Annotated in this window: 13 protein-coding genes; 8 read left to right on the top strand and 5 right to left on the bottom strand. The window is 66.1% G+C overall.

Annotated elements, in window-relative coordinates; translation table 11 throughout:
• Positions 1–46 precede the first annotated feature (46 nt).
• Positions 47–1,003: a DUF4349 domain-containing protein gene (locus G6N36_RS13215; protein ID WP_163686910.1), complete on the top strand. Its 957-nt coding sequence runs from the start codon at positions 47–49 to the stop codon at positions 1,001–1,003.
• A gap of 31 nt (positions 1,004–1,034) precedes the next feature.
• Here the strand turns inward: G6N36_RS13215 and G6N36_RS13210 are convergent, their stop codons facing one another.
• Positions 1,035–3,116, bottom strand: coding sequence for a hypothetical protein (locus G6N36_RS13210; protein WP_163686909.1), 2,082 nt, complete (start codon positions 3,114–3,116; stop codon positions 1,035–1,037).
• A 94-nt stretch (positions 3,117–3,210) separates the two neighbouring features.
• Positions 3,211–3,501 (bottom strand): WhiB family transcriptional regulator, encoded by a 291-nt coding sequence (locus G6N36_RS13205; RefSeq protein ID WP_083124835.1) that lies wholly within the window; start codon positions 3,499–3,501, stop codon positions 3,211–3,213.
• A 439-nt stretch (positions 3,502–3,940) separates the two neighbouring features.
• Here G6N36_RS13205 and G6N36_RS13200 point away from each other — a divergent pair, with 439 nt between their 5' ends.
• From G6N36_RS13200 to G6N36_RS13190, 3 genes are all read left to right on the top strand, one after another.
• Complete coding sequence (locus tag G6N36_RS13200) at positions 3,941–4,729, top strand: hypothetical protein (RefSeq protein ID WP_179964932.1); 789 nt, start codon at positions 3,941–3,943, stop codon at positions 4,727–4,729.
• Between the two features lie 91 nt (positions 4,730–4,820).
• On the top strand, positions 4,821–5,399 hold the full coding sequence (locus G6N36_RS13195; RefSeq protein ID WP_163686907.1) for a sigma-70 family RNA polymerase sigma factor: 579 nt from the start codon (positions 4,821–4,823) through the stop codon (positions 5,397–5,399).
• Positions 5,392–6,630 carry an anti-sigma-D factor RsdA gene (locus tag G6N36_RS13190; protein WP_163686906.1) on the top strand — a complete coding sequence of 413 codons (1,239 nt, stop codon included), beginning with the start codon at positions 5,392–5,394 and terminating at the stop codon, positions 6,628–6,630. The genes G6N36_RS13195 and G6N36_RS13190 overlap by 8 nt, the downstream gene beginning before the upstream one ends.
• A 15-nt stretch (positions 6,631–6,645) precedes the next feature.
• Here G6N36_RS13190 and G6N36_RS13185 read toward each other — a convergent pair whose 3' ends face one another.
• The gene (locus G6N36_RS13185) at positions 6,646–7,050 is read right to left on the bottom strand and encodes a DUF5319 domain-containing protein (protein WP_014209027.1); all 405 of its coding nucleotides are present in this window, start codon (positions 7,048–7,050) and stop codon (positions 6,646–6,648) included.
• A 140-nt stretch (positions 7,051–7,190) separates the two neighbouring features.
• On the opposite strand from G6N36_RS13185, the gene guaB reads away from it, so the two are divergent.
• The 4 genes from guaB (at position 7,191) to phoU (ending at position 12,433) form a co-directional block, all read left to right on the top strand.
• On the top strand, positions 7,191–8,732 hold the full coding sequence (guaB, locus tag G6N36_RS13180) for an IMP dehydrogenase (RefSeq protein WP_163686905.1): 1,542 nt from the start codon (positions 7,191–7,193) through the stop codon (positions 8,730–8,732).
• Positions 8,733–8,783: 51 nt separating this feature from the next.
• Positions 8,784–9,905, top strand: a complete 1,122-nt coding sequence (locus G6N36_RS13175) for a GuaB3 family IMP dehydrogenase-related protein (RefSeq protein ID WP_220096939.1) — start codon at positions 8,784–8,786, stop codon at positions 9,903–9,905.
• Between the two features lie 61 nt (positions 9,906–9,966).
• Positions 9,967–11,712 (top strand): GMC family oxidoreductase N-terminal domain-containing protein, encoded by a 1,746-nt coding sequence (locus G6N36_RS13170; RefSeq protein WP_163686903.1) that lies wholly within the window; start codon positions 9,967–9,969, stop codon positions 11,710–11,712.
• A gap of 37 nt (positions 11,713–11,749) precedes the next feature.
• Entirely contained in the window at positions 11,750–12,433 is a 684-nt protein-coding gene (gene phoU / locus G6N36_RS13165; protein WP_163686902.1) for a phosphate signaling complex protein PhoU, read from the top strand.
• Positions 12,434–12,438: 5 nt separating this feature from the next.
• Here phoU and G6N36_RS13160 read toward each other — a convergent pair whose 3' ends face one another.
• Entirely contained in the window at positions 12,439–14,793 is a 2,355-nt protein-coding gene (locus tag G6N36_RS13160) for a glycoside hydrolase family 65 protein (RefSeq protein WP_163686901.1), read from the bottom strand.
• Positions 14,790–15,530 (bottom strand): beta-phosphoglucomutase family hydrolase, encoded by a 741-nt coding sequence (locus G6N36_RS13155; protein ID WP_163686900.1) that lies wholly within the window; start codon positions 15,528–15,530, stop codon positions 14,790–14,792. The genes G6N36_RS13160 and G6N36_RS13155 overlap by 4 nt, the downstream gene beginning before the upstream one ends.
• Between the last annotated feature and the right edge of the window lie 27 nt (positions 15,531–15,557).

Genomic DNA, 15,557 nt, shown 5'->3' with positions numbered 1-15,557 from the left:
CCAGCGAAAATGGTCGAACTTCACAGCTAATGGCATGGTGGCTGCCATGAGCAGCACTTCCTGCAGGTTGTACCGCAAATGGTTGACGGTGGCGATCACCGGAATCGCGACTCTGGCGCTTTTGACGGCGTGTGCCGGGTCGGGTCCGTCGCGCCAGGATAATGACGCGCCCGCGTCCAAGTTCACCACCGATGGCGCCGCCGCGGGCGCACCGGAGGCCCCACCGCCGCAGGAGCCCATGCCGGTGGACGACGTCCAGCGCGACGTCGTCAAGACCGCATCGATGACCATCACGGTGGCCAACACCTCCGAGGCCGCGGACAAGGCGGCCGCCATGGTCGAGGACGCCGACGGCCGCGTCGACAGCCGCAGCGAGGACGCGGGGTCCGACTCGGGATTGGCGCGCACGTCGGTCGTGCTGCGCGTTCCGGTGGACAAGCTCGACGGTGTGGTGCGCGAGCTCAAGACGTTGGGCACCGTGCAGACTGCCGAAACCAGCTCCGAGGATGTGACGGCGCAGCGGGTCGATCTCGACGCCCGTATCAAGGCGCTGCAGACCTCGGTGGACCGCCTGCTGGCGATCATGCGTGATGCCCGCGACCCCGAAGCACTCATCGCCGCCGAGGACGCACTCTCTCAGCGTCAAGCGGACTTGGATAGTCTGCGCGCCCAGCGTGAAGCCCTCGGCGACCGCATCGAATACAGCACTGTCAACGTCACTTTCGTGGCAGAAACGATCGGCGGACCGGCACCCAAGCAGTATCAGGGATTTCTCGGGCAGGTCGAACGAGGTTGGGACGGATTGGTTTCCGTCGCGGGAAACCTGGTGCTGCTGTTCGGTTTGCTGCTGCCGTGGCTGCTCGTGTTGGCCGCCGTCGTCGCTCTCTGCTACGGCGTCATCCGCGTGGCTGGTGCCCGTCAGCCCAAGCCGGTGGCCGCGGCCAAGTCCGCCGACGCGTCAGACGCGGACGTCGCGAAGCCCGACAGCGAACCGGACGCCTGAGCAGTTGTTGCGGCCGAGTTGGCAACTTCTGCTAGGGCCACATCGCCGTCGCCGCATTTCGGCTACGACCTTGCTCCAGCGTGGATCGCAGGACACGACGGACCAAACCATCGAGTGCCGGTTCTCCCGGCCGGTCCTCGGTAGTCGCGGCGAGCAGGGCATCGACTGTCGGCGGACCGTCCGAGCTCGAGCACGTCGCAACGATGCGTTCGATGACGTCGACGGCTTGGTCGAGACGGTCCGATGGCTCGACGACATTGAATTCGGTCCGCCAGGGCGAGCCCGGGCGTGCCTCGGCCAGCAGCTCGGTCAGGCGCTTCGGCGCCACTGTCAGGGTTTCTGAGACCGCCTGGGCCCACCCGGTGAGAACAGTGAGCTCCTCGACTTCAAGCACCGGCGGCGACGGCGGACTGGAGGCCGGTTGGAAGTCCGAACCTGTTCCCGCAGCGTGGATTTGGTGAACCGACACGTCGAAGTAGTGGACCGCGTTCCCGATCGGTCTACGGCTGTCCGCCGTACGTCGCAATGCGCGATCCCCGCAGATCGTCATCAGGACGCCATGGGCGCCGGCCTCCAACGGAACCTCCCGGGTACCCCGGACCGGGTCTCGCCACAGTCCGACGATGGGGGAGAAGCCGAAACCTGGTGGCTGCGAGCGTCGCACCATTCCGTACGCGCTGAGCGTCGCCACCGCCGAACCCGGATCGTCGGCCAGGATGCTGGCGTATCGGCCCGCCCACCGTGACGTCAGCTGAGGTCCGTCGAGCAGAGGCGTCACGACCAGCGTGGGTCCAACCGATCGAACGACCTCGGCGACATCGTCGCGCTGGGACAGGTCCTCGCAGATCAAACAGCAGAGGGTCAGTTCCTCTCCCATTTCGATGAACTGGACCGTCCTGCGTGAGACGTCCATCGCCTCCCACCACCGGATGTGTGGATGCAGCGCCCCGCCGAGGTGGTATTGATAGATCTGAGCTTCGTCGAGCGACCATCGGTGATGTTTGTTCTGGCGAATGTGAAACCACTGCCGGCGATCGGAACCTGTTGCCGTTGCGCTCTTTCTGGCGCCCTTTTCCAGCTGCGAATTCACCCCGATGTGCACCCAGTTGCCCGGTAACCGCCCATTCCCCGGTACCGGTTGTCGGACTCCGGCCATCAAGATATTGACGCCGTGGCGGTCCAGGACGGCCTCGAGTTCCTCGAGATCGCCTTCGTCGATTGCGCTTTCGGGAAAGACCACCACGTCAACACTGGAGACCTCGTCCAGGGCGGCGAGGATGGTGCGGTCCACCAGGTCGAAGTCAAGGCGTTCCGGCGGTGCGAATTCGAAATAACCGAAGGGCTCGCTGGTGTGCCTGCGCACCGAACCTTCGACAGGTCGAAAGTCGGTCTCACGTATCCGCAGCGGCCAGGGCAGCAGGAGTAGGTTCGCGTACTCAGCCTGCAGATCGGTGCCGCGATGCCGCACAGGGACCTTCGACCATACGACCTGAGCGCCTGGCCGATGTACGCACGCGTACCGCGAAAACGAGCCCAAGGCAGTCGCATTGGGCGAGGTGCGAACTTTCGGGATCACACGGAGGAGGTTGGGGTGAATGCGGGCCAGCGACCCGGTTCGGGCCAAGAGCTCACGGCCGCGGGCGCGGTAGGCGTAGCCGTGATCGTCGGGCCGAGCAACCGGGGCGCCCAATCCGGCGCACGCCTCGTCGGCAATCGCATGAAGTGTCAGAAGCGCCTCACACATCAGCCAGTCACGACCCTCGGTGAGGTCGTCGATCGGGATCTGGATCTGGTCGCGGAAGACCTTCCATTCTCGGGCGAGTATTTCGGGAACCGCGCTGCCGCCGCGGTTGTCGACCCAGCCGCTCCACTCTCGTCCCGCATCTTCGACTGCTTCGGCCCAGCTGACATATCGATCGGGCGGCCACGTCGCGCCACCTGGTGGGGACAAGACGAAGCGATAAGCCTGGGTGTGGTCGAGGATCACTTCGGTGAGGGCGAACAGATCCGGGGGCCACTCGAGAATTTCGTCGGTGACGGCCCGCCGCTCAATGCCGCCCACATCGATGCCGGCGTCGGGTCTGTCATCGGCGCTCCCTGAGTCGTGGCTCATGTTAAGCGAGAATCAGCCGCACGCCCGCCCGATCGGCCGATGGAAAAGGTCCCACCCGGGACGCCGGATGGGACCTTCTCGATTGGGTTCGTGACTATGAAGCGCGGCGGATACCCCGCTTCAGCAACAATTCGCGCTCGGACTCGGACAGGCCGCCCCAAATACCGTAGGGCTCACCCACCGCCAGCGCATGCGAGCGACACTGCGTGATCACCGGGCAGCTGCGGCACATCTCCTTGGCACGCATCTCACGCTGAGCGCGGGCCCGGCCGCGTTCGCCGTCGGGGTGAAAGAACATGGACGAGTCGACGCCTCGGCAAAGGCCGGCGATCTGCCAATCCCAGATATCTGCGTTGGGTCCGGGAAGCTGTTGCGGCTGTGGCATTGGAAAACCCCTCTCTACACACTCATTTCGCCAACTACACAAGTGCGTGAGTTACGGAACCGATCCGAGCGCAAGTCGCCGATGACTACTCGTGCACACAAACTAGGGGGGCTCACGAAATTCCGTCAATAGCCTGAACATGTGCTAATTGACATAACAGCAGGTCCAGAATTTACGTCACGTTCATCTTGGGATACTTCACCGTCGAGATCGGTGTTTAAGCAAACGTGATGCCGAGGCCGGCGAGGCGTATTTGTCCTGATCGCGTGGATGCATGCGACTTCGGCAATTTTTCACAACTCCGCGCCGTCTTACATGGAATTAACTTTCGCAGCACCAACTGTTAACCAAAGTGATTTTGACCCCTTTGAAATACGAGTCCACGGGTACCGGGTATTGCACTGCCCGACTGATCGGCGTTGGTACCGTCGCGGCGTTGATGATCACTTCCACCGCAGACCTGGCGAACGCAGCGTTCGGGGACGATCCGGGACGTTGGCCGCTGCCCGCCGCGACCACTCCGCAGCAGCTATGGCTGCGGGCGGTGGTGGCCGGCGGTCAGGGCCGCTACAGCAGCGCGCTGGCCGACCTCGCCACATTGCGACGTCAGCCGCCCGGCTCGCTGGTGTCGCTGGCCCACAGCACCCGCGCGTCGTTTCTGCGCCAGCTCGGATGGCACGACCGGGCCCGCACCTGGGACGGCAGAGCGTCCGCACTTGCGGGCGCCGATCGGGAAGCGGGCGGCGACGCGCTGATCGGGCTGGCCGCCGACGCGCTGGGCACGGGACGGTTCGCGGCGTCGGAGCGGGCGTTGCTCCGCGCCGCCGACCTTCTCGACGGCCCGGTGCCTGCACGCCTGCATGTGCGGATCGCCTGGGTGTCCGCGGAGCTGGCGATGGCCCGCGGACAGGGTTCGTCCGCGGTGCATCATGCGGAGGCGGCCAGGGCGGCCGCCGCCACGCTCGGTTCGGTACGGCACACCGTCAAAACCGAGGTAGTCATGGCCGCGGCGCTGTGCTGCGTCGGTGACCTCGACGGCTCCCGGCGGGTGGCCGATGCCGCACTCGAGGACACGGAACAACACGGAATGGTCCCGCTGCGCTGGGCGTTGGCCTCGTTGCTGGCCGGTATCGGTAGCGCGGTTCGCTCAGAAGCAGAGGTGGGGGCGATTCGCGACGGTTCTGCCGACACAGTCAGGTCACGGGGCGGCGTGTGGGCCGTCCGCTGAGACGGGAGCACTCCATCCTGAAAGTTATTGTTTAGCTGAGCCAAGCCCACCGGTAAGTGTCCGTTACGTAACGCTGGAGAGATCGCCCACGATGACAATTTCGGGAGAACGTCTCGATGATGTCGTCGCTGAGGCTGTAGCGGGCAATCGGGACGCACTCCGGAGGGTGCTGGAGACCATTCGTCCCATCGTCATCCGGTACGTCCGGGCGAGGGTGGGGTCGACTGAGCGAAGTGGCCTCTCAGCTGATGACGTCGCGCAGGAGGTGTGCTTGGCCGCCATTACGGCGCTGCCGCGCTATAAGGATCAGGGACGACCGTTCCTGGCCTTTGTGTATGGCATCGCAGCGCACAAGGTCGCTGACGCTCATCGCGCAGCGGGCAGGAACCGCTCCGACCCGACGGAAGTCGTGCCGGAACGCTTGTCGCTGGACGCCGGCCCCGAACAGATGGCGCTGGATTCCGAGGCGTCAGCCCGGATGAAGAAGCTGCTGGCGATTTTGCCGGAGAAGCAACGCGAGATTCTGATCCTGCGCGTGGTCGTCGGCATGAGCGCCGAAGAGACCGCCGAGGCGGTCGGCAGTACTGCGGGCGCGGTCCGGGTCGCCCAGCACCGTGCACTCGCACGGTTGAAGGAAGAGATCATCTCGACGGGGCATGACCATGCCTGACTTCGGACGCTGGACTTCCAACGGGGGCGATCCGTCGCTCAACGAGATCAACCGCACTGATCAGTTGCTCGACGCGCTCGCGTATGAGCAGCCGGCGTACGCAAGCGATCGCGGAGACGCCGAGCTGATCAGCCTGTTGTCCGGTTGGCGCGACGACATTCGTGATGCGCCGATGACGGTGCCCGTGACGCCGCGCGACGCGGTGATCGCACTCGACACCGCCCAGCGCACGCGCAAGCGGTCCCGTCGAACTCTGGCTCTGATCGGATCGACCGCCGCCGCGGTGCTGTGTCTCGGTGGCTTCGCCAGCGTTGTGGCAGGCGCCGGACCGGGCGACTCGCTCTACGGTCTGCGCACGATGATCTTCGGCGAGGCGCCGGCTCCGCGGGATGACGCCGTGATGCTTGCCTCGCAACAACTCGCCGAGGTGCAGCAGCTCGTCGACCAAGGGCAGTGGGATGCCGCGCAGCAGAAATTGGAGACGCTGACCACCACGGTCGCGACGGTGAACGACGATGTGCGCAAACAGGAACTGGTTTCCGAGTGGCAAGAACTGACGGTCAAGGTCGAGGCGCAGGACGCCGCCGCGGTGCTGCCGCCCGACATGCCTCCGCCGGTCTTCCCGGATGTGCCGGTGGTCGTGCTCGACACCCCGACATCCACGAACGGCACCTCGTCGGAGACCACGTCGCCGACCTCGCCGTCCTCGGAAACCACATCGCCCACGTCTCCGACGTCGCCGACCAGTCCGACGTCGCCGACCAGCCCGACAGCGCCGACCAGCCCGACAGCGCCGACCAGCCCGACAGCGCCGCCGACCAGTCCGCCAGTGCAGGGCCCGCCCCCGTCGTCGGTGCCTGCAACGGTAGAGCCGACATCGTTGCCGCCCAGCACGCCGCCTCCATCGGCCACGCCGGAGGAAGAACCGCCTCCGGCGACTACCGCCCCGCCAACAACGGCAGCAACGACGACGACCACCGTGGCAGCTACTAGGACCCAGCAGCCTGCTGCGCCGTCATCGACGGTCTCCGAGGCCGCTGAGGAGGCGCCGCCCGTCGAAGTACCGCCTGCGACGGTTGAGGCACCTCCTGTGACCGTTGAGGAACCGCCCGCAACTGTCGAGGCACCTCCGGCGACGGTCGAGGAACCGCCGGTGCAACGGCGAGCGCCGGTTACGACGACGTTCGTGGTTCCCGAGCCGGAGTCTGGCTCCGGCGGCGACGGCAGCTAACCAGCGGCTGCGCCGTCAGCGATACCCGTCGGTGTCCGTGGTGGCCTCGTTGAGAGAGGCATCGGCGTAACCGCGGCAGTAATCCCAGGTGACGTAAGCATCGGGTTCGGGATCGTAGGCCGGCTCGTGCGGGCGGACCGTACCGTCGACCAGCAGCTGCAGCAGGTTCGCCCGCAGCATGTCCCAGTCGTGATAGTGATCCTGCTGGCATTCGTCGCAGCACACGACCAAACCGCGAATTCCCTTGTGCGCCAACAACGCTTCATACACAGCCAAGTCGGCGAGATCGGCCTCGACCGCTGTCCGCTCCTGGGGGTCCAGCGGTTGCCCCGGCTCCAGGGCGTCGAGCGCGGCCGACGGGTCGCACGGGTCGTCGGCGAACGGATCGGGCGGCAAACCCGGCGGAAGGTGGTCGCGCACGACTCCCACATTACGCAGCCGCCCACATTTCGCGCCAGCCGTCGCTCGGCATGGCGCCACGGGGAGCGTGGGGCCGAACCGGCGACATCAATGCCGATAAGATGGGGAATCTAGCTCGTCTGTCCCGGGAGGCCCCACCCATGTCGATTGCCGAAAGCAGCCTTCCCCTCGCTGTTCCGGTACCCACCGGCGGCGATGATCCGACGAAGATCGCGATGCTCGGCCTCACGTTCGACGACGTACTGCTGCTGCCGGCCGCTTCAGATGTGGTGCCCGCCACAGCGGACACCTCCAGCCAGCTGACCAAACGGATCCGGCTACGAGTCCCGCTCGTCAGCTCGGCGATGGATACCGTGACCGAATCGCGGATGGCTATCGCGATGGCGCGCGCCGGCGGTATGGGGGTGCTGCACCGGAACCTGCCCGTCGCCGAACAGGCCGGCCAGGTCGAGACGGTCAAGCGCTCGGAGGCCGGCATGGTCACCGACCCCGTCACCTGCTCACCGGACAACACGCTGGCCGAGGTCGACGCGATGTGCGCGCGGTTCCGCATCTCGGGGCTGCCGGTCGTGGATTCACAAGGCTCTCTCGTCGGCATCATCACCAACCGCGATATGCGCTTCGAGGTCGACCAGTCGAAGCCGGTGTCGGAGGTGATGACCAAGGCTCCGTTGATCACTGCGCAGGAAGGTGTTTCGGCCGAAGCGGCCCTGGGGCTGTTGCGCCGCCACAAGATCGAGAAGCTGCCGATCGTCGACGGCAACGGCAAGCTGACCGGGCTGATCACCGTCAAGGACTTCGTCAAGACCGAGCAATTCCCCTTCGCCACCAAGGACAGTGACGGCCGGTTGCTCGTCGGCGCCGCGGTCGGTGTCGGCGACGACGCGTGGACGCGGGCGACGACGCTGGTGGATGCCGGAGTCGACGTGCTCATCGTGGACACCGCGCATGCCCACAACCGCGGCGTGCTGGACATGGTGCATCGACTGAAGGCGACGGTCGGCGACCGCGTCGAGGTGATCGGCGGCAACGTCGCCACCCGCGCCGCCGCGGCCGCGCTGGTCGACGCGGGCGCCGATGCGGTGAAGGTCGGTGTCGGTCCCGGCTCGATCTGCACCACGCGGGTGGTGGCAGGCGTCGGAGCCCCACAGATCACCGCGATCCTCGAGGCGGTCGCAGCGTGCGCGCCGAAGGGCATTCCCGTCATCGCCGACGGCGGCCTGCAATACTCCGGAGACATCGCCAAGGCATTGGCGGCCGGCGCGTCCACGGCCATGCTCGGCTCGCTGCTGGCGGGCACCGCCGAGTCGCCGGGCGAGCTGATCTTCGTCAACGGCAAGCAGTTCAAGAGCTACCGCGGCATGGGCTCACTCGGCGCGATGGCCGGGCGCGCGGGGGCACGGTCGTACTCCAAGGACCGCTATTTCCAGGACGACGCGCTGTCCGAGGACAAGCTGGTGCCCGAGGGCATCGAGGGGCGAGTGCCGTTCCGCGGTCCGCTGTCGACAGTGATTCATCAACTCACGGGCGGGTTGCGCGCCGCGATGGGTTACACGGGCTCGGCCACCATCGAGCACCTGCAGCAGGCGCAGTTCGTACAGATCACCGCAGCGGGATTGAAGGAGAGTCACCCGCACGACATCGCGATGACTGTCGAGGCCCCGAACTACTACACCCGCTGACAGCGTGCTCGAAGGGGAGATGACGCAGTGCGTGACACAGTTGAAATCGGCATGGGCCGAACCGCCCGCCGCACTTACGAACTCGACGAGATCAACATCGTCCCGTCCCGCAGAACCAGGTCCTCCCAAGATGTTTCGACGGCCTGGCAACTGGATGCCTACCGGTTCGAGATCCCGGTCGTTGCACACCCGACCGACGCGCTGGTGTCGCCGGAGTTCGCCATCGAGATGGGCCGTCTCGGCGGCCTCGGTGTGCTCAACGGCGAAGGCCTGATCGGCAGGCACGCCGACGTCGAGGAGAAGATCGCTCAGGTCGTCGCTGCGGCCGAGAAAGAGCCGGAACCAGCGGCGGCGATCCGGCTGTTGCAGCAACTGCACTCCGCGCCGCTGGATCCTGATCTGCTGGGTGCCGCAGTGGCGCGGATCCGCGATGCCGGTGTGACCACGGCCGTCCGAGTGAGTCCTCAAAATGCGCAGGCGCTGACGCCGGCGCTGGTGGCCGCCGGCGTCGACTTACTGGTCATCCAGGGCACGATCATCTCCGCGGAGCGGGTCGCCCAAGATCACGGGGTCGGCGAACCGCTGAACCTCAAGACCTTCATTTCCGAGCTCGACATACCGGTGGTGGCGGGCGGTGTCCTCGACCACCGCACCGCATTGCACCTCATGCGCACCGGCGCCGCGGGCGTCATCGTCGGCTACGGATCGACCCGCGGCGTCACCACCAGCGACGAGGTGCTCGGCATCAGTGTGCCGATGGCGACCGCGATCGCCGACGCCGCGGCCGCGCGCCGCGAATACCTCGACGAGACCGGCGGGCGCTACGTGCACGTGCTCGCCGACGGTGACATCCACACGTCCGGCGACCTGGCCAAGGCCATCGCGTGCGGTGCCGACGCCGTAGTGCTCGGCACCCCGTTGGCCACCGCCGCCGAGGCCCTGGGAGACGGCTGGTTCTGGCCCGCCGCGGCTGCGCACCCGTCGTTGCCGCGCGGCGCTCTGCTGCAGGTCGCGCTGGGCGAGCGGCCTTCGCTGGGCCAGGTGCTGACCGGGCCGTCCGACGATCCGTTCGGATCGCTGAATCTCGTCGGTGGCCTGCGGCGATCGATGGCCAAGGCTGGTTATTGCGACCTCAAGGAGTTCCAGAAGGTCGGCCTGACCGTCGGTAACTGAGATTGGGATAGTTAGGGTGACCTAGCTGGTAGTTACCGGCCGGTAGTTAGATACTGGGCCGATGAAGCCTGACTACGACGTCCTGATCATCGGTTCCGGTTTCGGTGGCAGTGTCACTGCTCTGCGGCTCACCGAGAAGGGCTATCGCGTCGGCGTTCTCGAGGCCGGTCGCCGGTTCGCCGACGAGGAGTTCGCGAAGACGTCCTGGAATCTGCGCAAGTTCCTATGGGCGCCGAAACTCGGTATGTACGGCATTCAACGAATCCATCTGTTGCGCAACGTGATGATCCTGGCCGGCGCGGGTGTCGGCGGAGGGTCGCTCAACTACGCCAACACCCTGTACGTCCCGCCGGACGCCTTCTTCAAGGACCCGCAGTGGAAGCAGATCACCGACTGGCGTAGCGAGCTGACCCCGCATTACGACCAGGCGCAGCGAATGCTCGGCGTGGTCCAGAATCCGACGTTCACCGACGCCGACCGCGTCATGAAAGAGGTCGCCGCCGACATGGGCGTCGAGGACACGTTCGTCGCGACGCCCGTCGGGGTGTTCTTCGGCCCCGACGGCACCAAGGCTCCGGGTAAGACGGTGCCGGATCCGTACTTCGGCGGTGCCGGTCCGGCGCGCACCGGCTGCATCGAATGCGGTTCCTGCATGACGGGTTGCCGCTACGGCGCCAAGAACACCCTGCTGAAGAACTATCTCGGGCTCGCCGAAAAGGCTGGGGCAGAGATCATTCCGATGACGACGGTATCGAGTTTCTCGCAGCGGTCCGACGGAGTGTGGGAGGTGCGCGCGAAACGGACGGGTCTGTTGCCGCTGAAGCGGCGCAAGTACACCGCTAACCATGTGGTGCTCGCGGCGGGGACGTTCGGCACGCAGAAGCTGTTGTTCGACATGCGCGACAAGGGCAAGCTGCCGAAGCTGTCGGAGAAGCTCGGTGTGCTCACGCGGACCAACTCGGAATCGATCGTCGGTGCGGGTCGTTTCGAGGTCTCACCCGATCTCGACCTCACCCACGGGGTGGCCATCACGTCCTCGATTCACCCGACCTCCGATACGCACATCGAACCGGTGCGCTACGGCAAGGGCAGCAATGCCATGGGGCTGTTGCAGACCCTGATGACCGACGGCGCGGGGCCGCAGGGGTCTGACGTGCCACGGTGGAAGCAGTTCTTCGTGCAGGCGGGGTCGAACCCCCGCAAGCTGCTGCGGTTGCTGAACCCGCGTAAGTGGAGCGAGCGGACGATGATCGCGCTCGTCATGCAGCACCTGGACAACTCCATCACGACGTTCACCCGGCGCACCAAGTTCGGCTTCCGGCGGCTGGACAGCAGGCAAGGTCACGGCGAACCCAATCCGACATGGATCCCGGTGGGCAACGAGGTCACGCGCCGGATAGCCGAAAAGATCGACGGCGTCGCGGGCGGCACCTGGGGTGAACTGTTCAACATCCCGCTGACCGCCCACTACCTCGGCGGCGCTGCGATCGGCGACACCGCCGACCACGGAGTCATCGATCCGTATCAGCGGGTGTACGGGTATCCGACGCTCTCGGTGCACGACGGAGCGGCGATCTCGGCGAACCTCGGTGTCAATCCATCGCTTTCGATCACGGCGCAGGCCGAGCGCGCGGCATCGCTGTGGCCCAACAAGGGTGAGATCGATCAGCGTCCAAAGCAGGGGGAACCCTACAAGCGCCTCGATCCGATCCCGCCGGCACATCCTGTCGTTCCCGCCGATGCGCCCGCGGCGTTGCGCCATCTGCCGATCGAACCGGTCAGCTCGGCGGGAAAAAACGCCAGCTGACAGGTTTCACCTGAGCGGTCTCGGGTAACTAGTGCCGATGCGAACCGCCTATCGCGAACAATTGTCGGGCTTGGGCGCGCGGCTGGCCGACATGTGCGGCCTGGCGGCCAAGGCGATGGACGATGCGACGCGGGCCCTGCTCGAGGCAGACCTGTCGCTGGCCGAAGAGGTCATCGCCGAGCAAGAACGCATTGCGGTCATGGGCCGGCAGGCCGAGGATACGGCGCTCAGACTGCTCGCGCTGCAGCAGCCGGTGGCCGGCGATTTGCGGACGGTGGTCTGCGCCATCCACGTCGGCGCCGATATCGAGAGAATGGGTGCGCTTGCGGTGCACGTGGCAAGCATCTCGCGGTTGCGCCACCCAGAGTGCGCGCTGCCCGAAGACGTGAGGGCCAGCTTCGCGGAGATGGGTAGACGAGCGGTCCTGATGGCGGGGATTGCGCGTGAAGTACTGCTGTCCAGCGATTCGGAAACGGCTTCGCAGATGCGCGATCTGGACGATGCGGTGGATGCGGAGCACCGTCACCTGTTCACGCTGCTGATCGACAACAAGTGGCACGACGGGGTCTGCTCCGCGGTCGATGTCGCATTGCTGGGCCGCTATTACGAGCGATTCGCCGACCACGCCGTCGAGATCGGCAGGCGCGTCGTGTTCGAGGCAACCGGCGGTCTGCCCTGGGCCCACGGCCGAAGGCCGGGGGACGCCAAGAAGCTGGCCTGAACTCCCTACAACTTCCTGCGGCGCAACGGCTCTCGGCCGGGCGGCTGCTGCGGCTCGGGGAGCAGCGGCTCGCGGGGCCTCAGCGCGACGGTCGTCGGACGGTCCGTACCGAGCTTTATCTCCTCGCGTGCGTGACGGATCGTCAGGAATGAGTGCGGCCCGTCGCGGACGGTGTACGTGACATCTTTGTGGTTGGCGTCGACCTTGATCCGAAAGTCCCTCCAGCGCAACCGGAACCGCAGCCGTGAAATTCCGGACGGTAGTTGCGGATCGAGCGACAGCACACCGTCGTCATCACGCAGTCCGCCGAACCCTGCCACCAGCGCGGTCCACGCGCCTGCCAGCGACGCCATGTGCAGGCCGTCGCGGGTGTTGTGGTGCAGGTCGCGTAGATCGATGAGCGCGGCCTCGTACGCGTAGTCGTGTGCGAGTTCCAGATGGCCGACGTCGGCGCACATCACTGCCTGGGTACAGGCCGACAGCGACGAGTCGCGCGTGGTGCGACGCTCGTAGTAGTCGACATTGCGGGCCTTCTGTTCGGGCGTGAACGCGTGGCTCTGCAACTGCATGGCCAACACCAGATCCGCCTGTTTGATCACCTGCGCCGGGTAAAGCCGTACATACGGTTCGTGCAACAGCAGGGGATATTCGGTGTTGGACGTGAAGTCCCACTCCCGCAGCGTGGTGAAACCGGCGCATTGCGGATGGACACCGAGTTCGTCGTCGAACGGGATGAACGCGTCGTCGGCGGCTGTGCGCCAGTCGGCCATCTCGGCATCGGTGACACCCAGTTCCTCGGCGCGGTCTGGGTGGCGAAGGCAGGCCTCGGCTGCGGTCCGAAGGTTATGTGCCGCCATCAGATTGGTGAAGACGTTGTCCCGCACGACCGCCGTGTACTCATCGGGTCCCGTGACGCCGTCGATGTGCCACACGCCGTGCCGGTCGTGATGTCCGAGCGACAGCCACAACCGCGCCGTCTCGACGAGGACCTCCAGCCCGCACTCGGCTTCCAGGGAATCGTCACCCGTCACGATGCGATACCGCTCGAAGGCCATGGCGATGTCGGCGTTCACGTGCCAGCCGGCAGTACCCGCGGGCCAGTACGCCGAGCACTCCTCACCGCGGATGGTGCGCCACGGGAACGCGGCGCCGGTGAGGTCGAGTTGTGCGGCTCGCTCCCTGGCGAGATCCAGCGTCGAGGCCCGCCATCTCAACGCGTCCGCGGCCGCATACGGCGCCGTGTATGTCAGCAGCGGCAGCACGAATCCCTCCGTGTCCCAGAACGCGTGGCCGTCGTACCCCGTGCCCGTCAGACCCTTGCCCGGAATGGCCCGACGTTCGGCGCGGGCGCTGGCCTGCAGAACGTGGAACAGGCCGAACCGCACCGCCTGTTGGCTGTCGGGGTCGCCCTCGACCTCGACATCGGCGCAGTCCCAGAAGTCGTCGAGATACTCGCGCTGCGACTTGAGCAGTCCCTCCCACCCCGTATACCGCGCACCGCTGACTGCCGCGGCGGCCTGATCCCGCAGCGCGGGCCGCGATCTCAGGCTCGACCACCCGTAGGCGAGGTATTTCACGATGCGTAGCCGTTGCCCCGGCCGCAGACCGCAGATCACGGTGGTGGTCGCCCAGTCCTCGCCCGCTCCGGTGGTCACTTCGACCCGCCCGGGGACCTCGACGTCGTGAGACATGGCGGCGGCCATCAGCAGCTGGCTGGCGCGTGTGCGGTGCAGCAGGATGGCGCCGCGTTCGGAGTGCTCGTGCCCGACGGCCTCCAACGGTTTGTCGAGCACGGCGGCGACTCTGGGATCGTCTACGGACGAGGGCACCTGCTCGTTGGCGACCAGCTCGGACTGCACGGTGACGCGGGTGAACTCGTCGACCGCCTCGACGGTGTACTCGATCGCTGCGACGCTGCGCTGCGCCAGCGACACCAGCCGGGTCGACACGATCTTGACCTGCTTGCCCGCCGGGGAGCGCCAATGTGCGGTGCGGGTCAGCGTGCCGGCACGCAAATCCAGAACGCGTTCATGCTCGAGCAATTCGCCGTACCGGACATCGAAGGGTTCGTCGTCGACGAGCAGGCGGACGATCTTGCCGTTGGTGACGTTGACGACTGTCTGGCCTGCCTCGGGATAGCCGAACCCCGCCTCGGCGTAGGGCAACGGGCGTACCTCGTAGTACGAGTTCAGATAGGTACCGGGAAGGCCGTGTGGTTCACCCTCCTCGAGGTTTCCTCGCATGCCGATGTGGCCGTTCGACAGTGCGAACAGTGATTCGGATTCGTCCAAAAGACTTAGATCCAGCGCGGTTTCACGAATATGCCATGGCTCGACGATGAAGTTGTTGCCGCTGATCATCGCGACATCAACTCCGCGAGGTCGGCGACCACCACGTCAGCACCGTTGCGCCGCAGAGCCTCTGCGTGACCGACGCGGTCGACACCGACGACGTATCCGAAATTGCCCGCCCGGCCCGCCTCTACGCCGGAGAGCGCATCTTCGAACACGGCCGCCTCGCCAGGCGTGACTCCGAGCAGTTCTGCCGCGCGCAGAAACGAGTCCGGAGCGGGCTTTCCCGCGATGTTCTGCTCCCGCAGCGTCACGCCGTCCACGCGCTGCTGGACGAATTTGTCGAGCCCCGTCAGCTCCAGCACCTCGCGGGTGTTTGCGCTGGACGACACCACCGCCGTGCTGAACCCTGCGTCCACGGCGGCCTCGAGGTAGCGCCGAGATCCGTCGAAGACGTCGACCCCGTCGGTCTGCAGGGTGTGCTGGAACGCGTGGTTCTTGCGGTTTCCGAGCCCGAAGACGGTCTGGGCGTTCGGAGCGTCGTCCGGCGCACCGTCGGGCAGCTCGATGCCTCTGCTGGCGAGAAAGGACCGGACCCCGTCCTCGCGCTTCTTGCCGTCGACGTACTTCAGGTAATCGGAGTCGACGTCGAACGGCACGAATTGGGTGCCCGCCCGCTCTGCCTGCGCCGTGAGAAACTCGTCGAACATCGACTTCCAGGCCTTTTTGTGCACGCTGGCGGTGTCTGTCAGCACGCCATCGAGATCGAACAGTGTGGCACGGATCCGTTCGGGTAGACCGAGCACTTGGTACCTCGCTTTGGCTTCTCGGGT

Origin of the sequence: Mycolicibacterium gadium (genome assembly GCF_010728925.1) — a bacterium.
GTDB lineage: Bacteria > Actinomycetota > Actinomycetes > Mycobacteriales > Mycobacteriaceae > Mycobacterium > Mycobacterium gadium.
Note: the sequence above shows the minus strand (reverse complement) of the source record. Positions and strands in the feature narration are given on the sequence as shown.

Excerpts from the sequence above, each read along its gene's own strand:
- G6N36_RS13215 (WP_163686910.1), top strand. The coding sequence starts at position 47 with ATGAGCAGCACTTCCTGCAGGTTGTACCGCAAATGGTTGACGGTGGCG.
- G6N36_RS13210 (WP_163686909.1), bottom strand. The coding sequence starts at position 3,116 with ATGAGCCACGACTCAGGGAGCGCCGATGACAGACCCGACGCCGGCATC.
- G6N36_RS13205 (WP_083124835.1), bottom strand. The coding sequence starts at position 3,501 with ATGCCACAGCCGCAACAGCTTCCCGGACCCAACGCAGATATCTGGGAT.
- G6N36_RS13200 (WP_179964932.1), top strand. The coding sequence starts at position 3,941 with ATGATCACTTCCACCGCAGACCTGGCGAACGCAGCGTTCGGGGACGAT.
- G6N36_RS13195 (WP_163686907.1), top strand. The coding sequence starts at position 4,821 with ATGACAATTTCGGGAGAACGTCTCGATGATGTCGTCGCTGAGGCTGTA.
- G6N36_RS13190 (WP_163686906.1), top strand. The coding sequence starts at position 5,392 with ATGCCTGACTTCGGACGCTGGACTTCCAACGGGGGCGATCCGTCGCTC.
- guaB (WP_163686905.1), top strand. The coding sequence starts at position 7,191 with ATGTCGATTGCCGAAAGCAGCCTTCCCCTCGCTGTTCCGGTACCCACC.
- G6N36_RS13175 (WP_220096939.1), top strand. The coding sequence starts at position 8,784 with ATGGGCCGAACCGCCCGCCGCACTTACGAACTCGACGAGATCAACATC.
- G6N36_RS13170 (WP_163686903.1), top strand. The coding sequence starts at position 9,967 with ATGAAGCCTGACTACGACGTCCTGATCATCGGTTCCGGTTTCGGTGGC.
- phoU (WP_163686902.1), top strand. The coding sequence starts at position 11,750 with ATGCGAACCGCCTATCGCGAACAATTGTCGGGCTTGGGCGCGCGGCTG.
- G6N36_RS13160 (WP_163686901.1), bottom strand. The coding sequence starts at position 14,793 with ATGATCAGCGGCAACAACTTCATCGTCGAGCCATGGCATATTCGTGAA.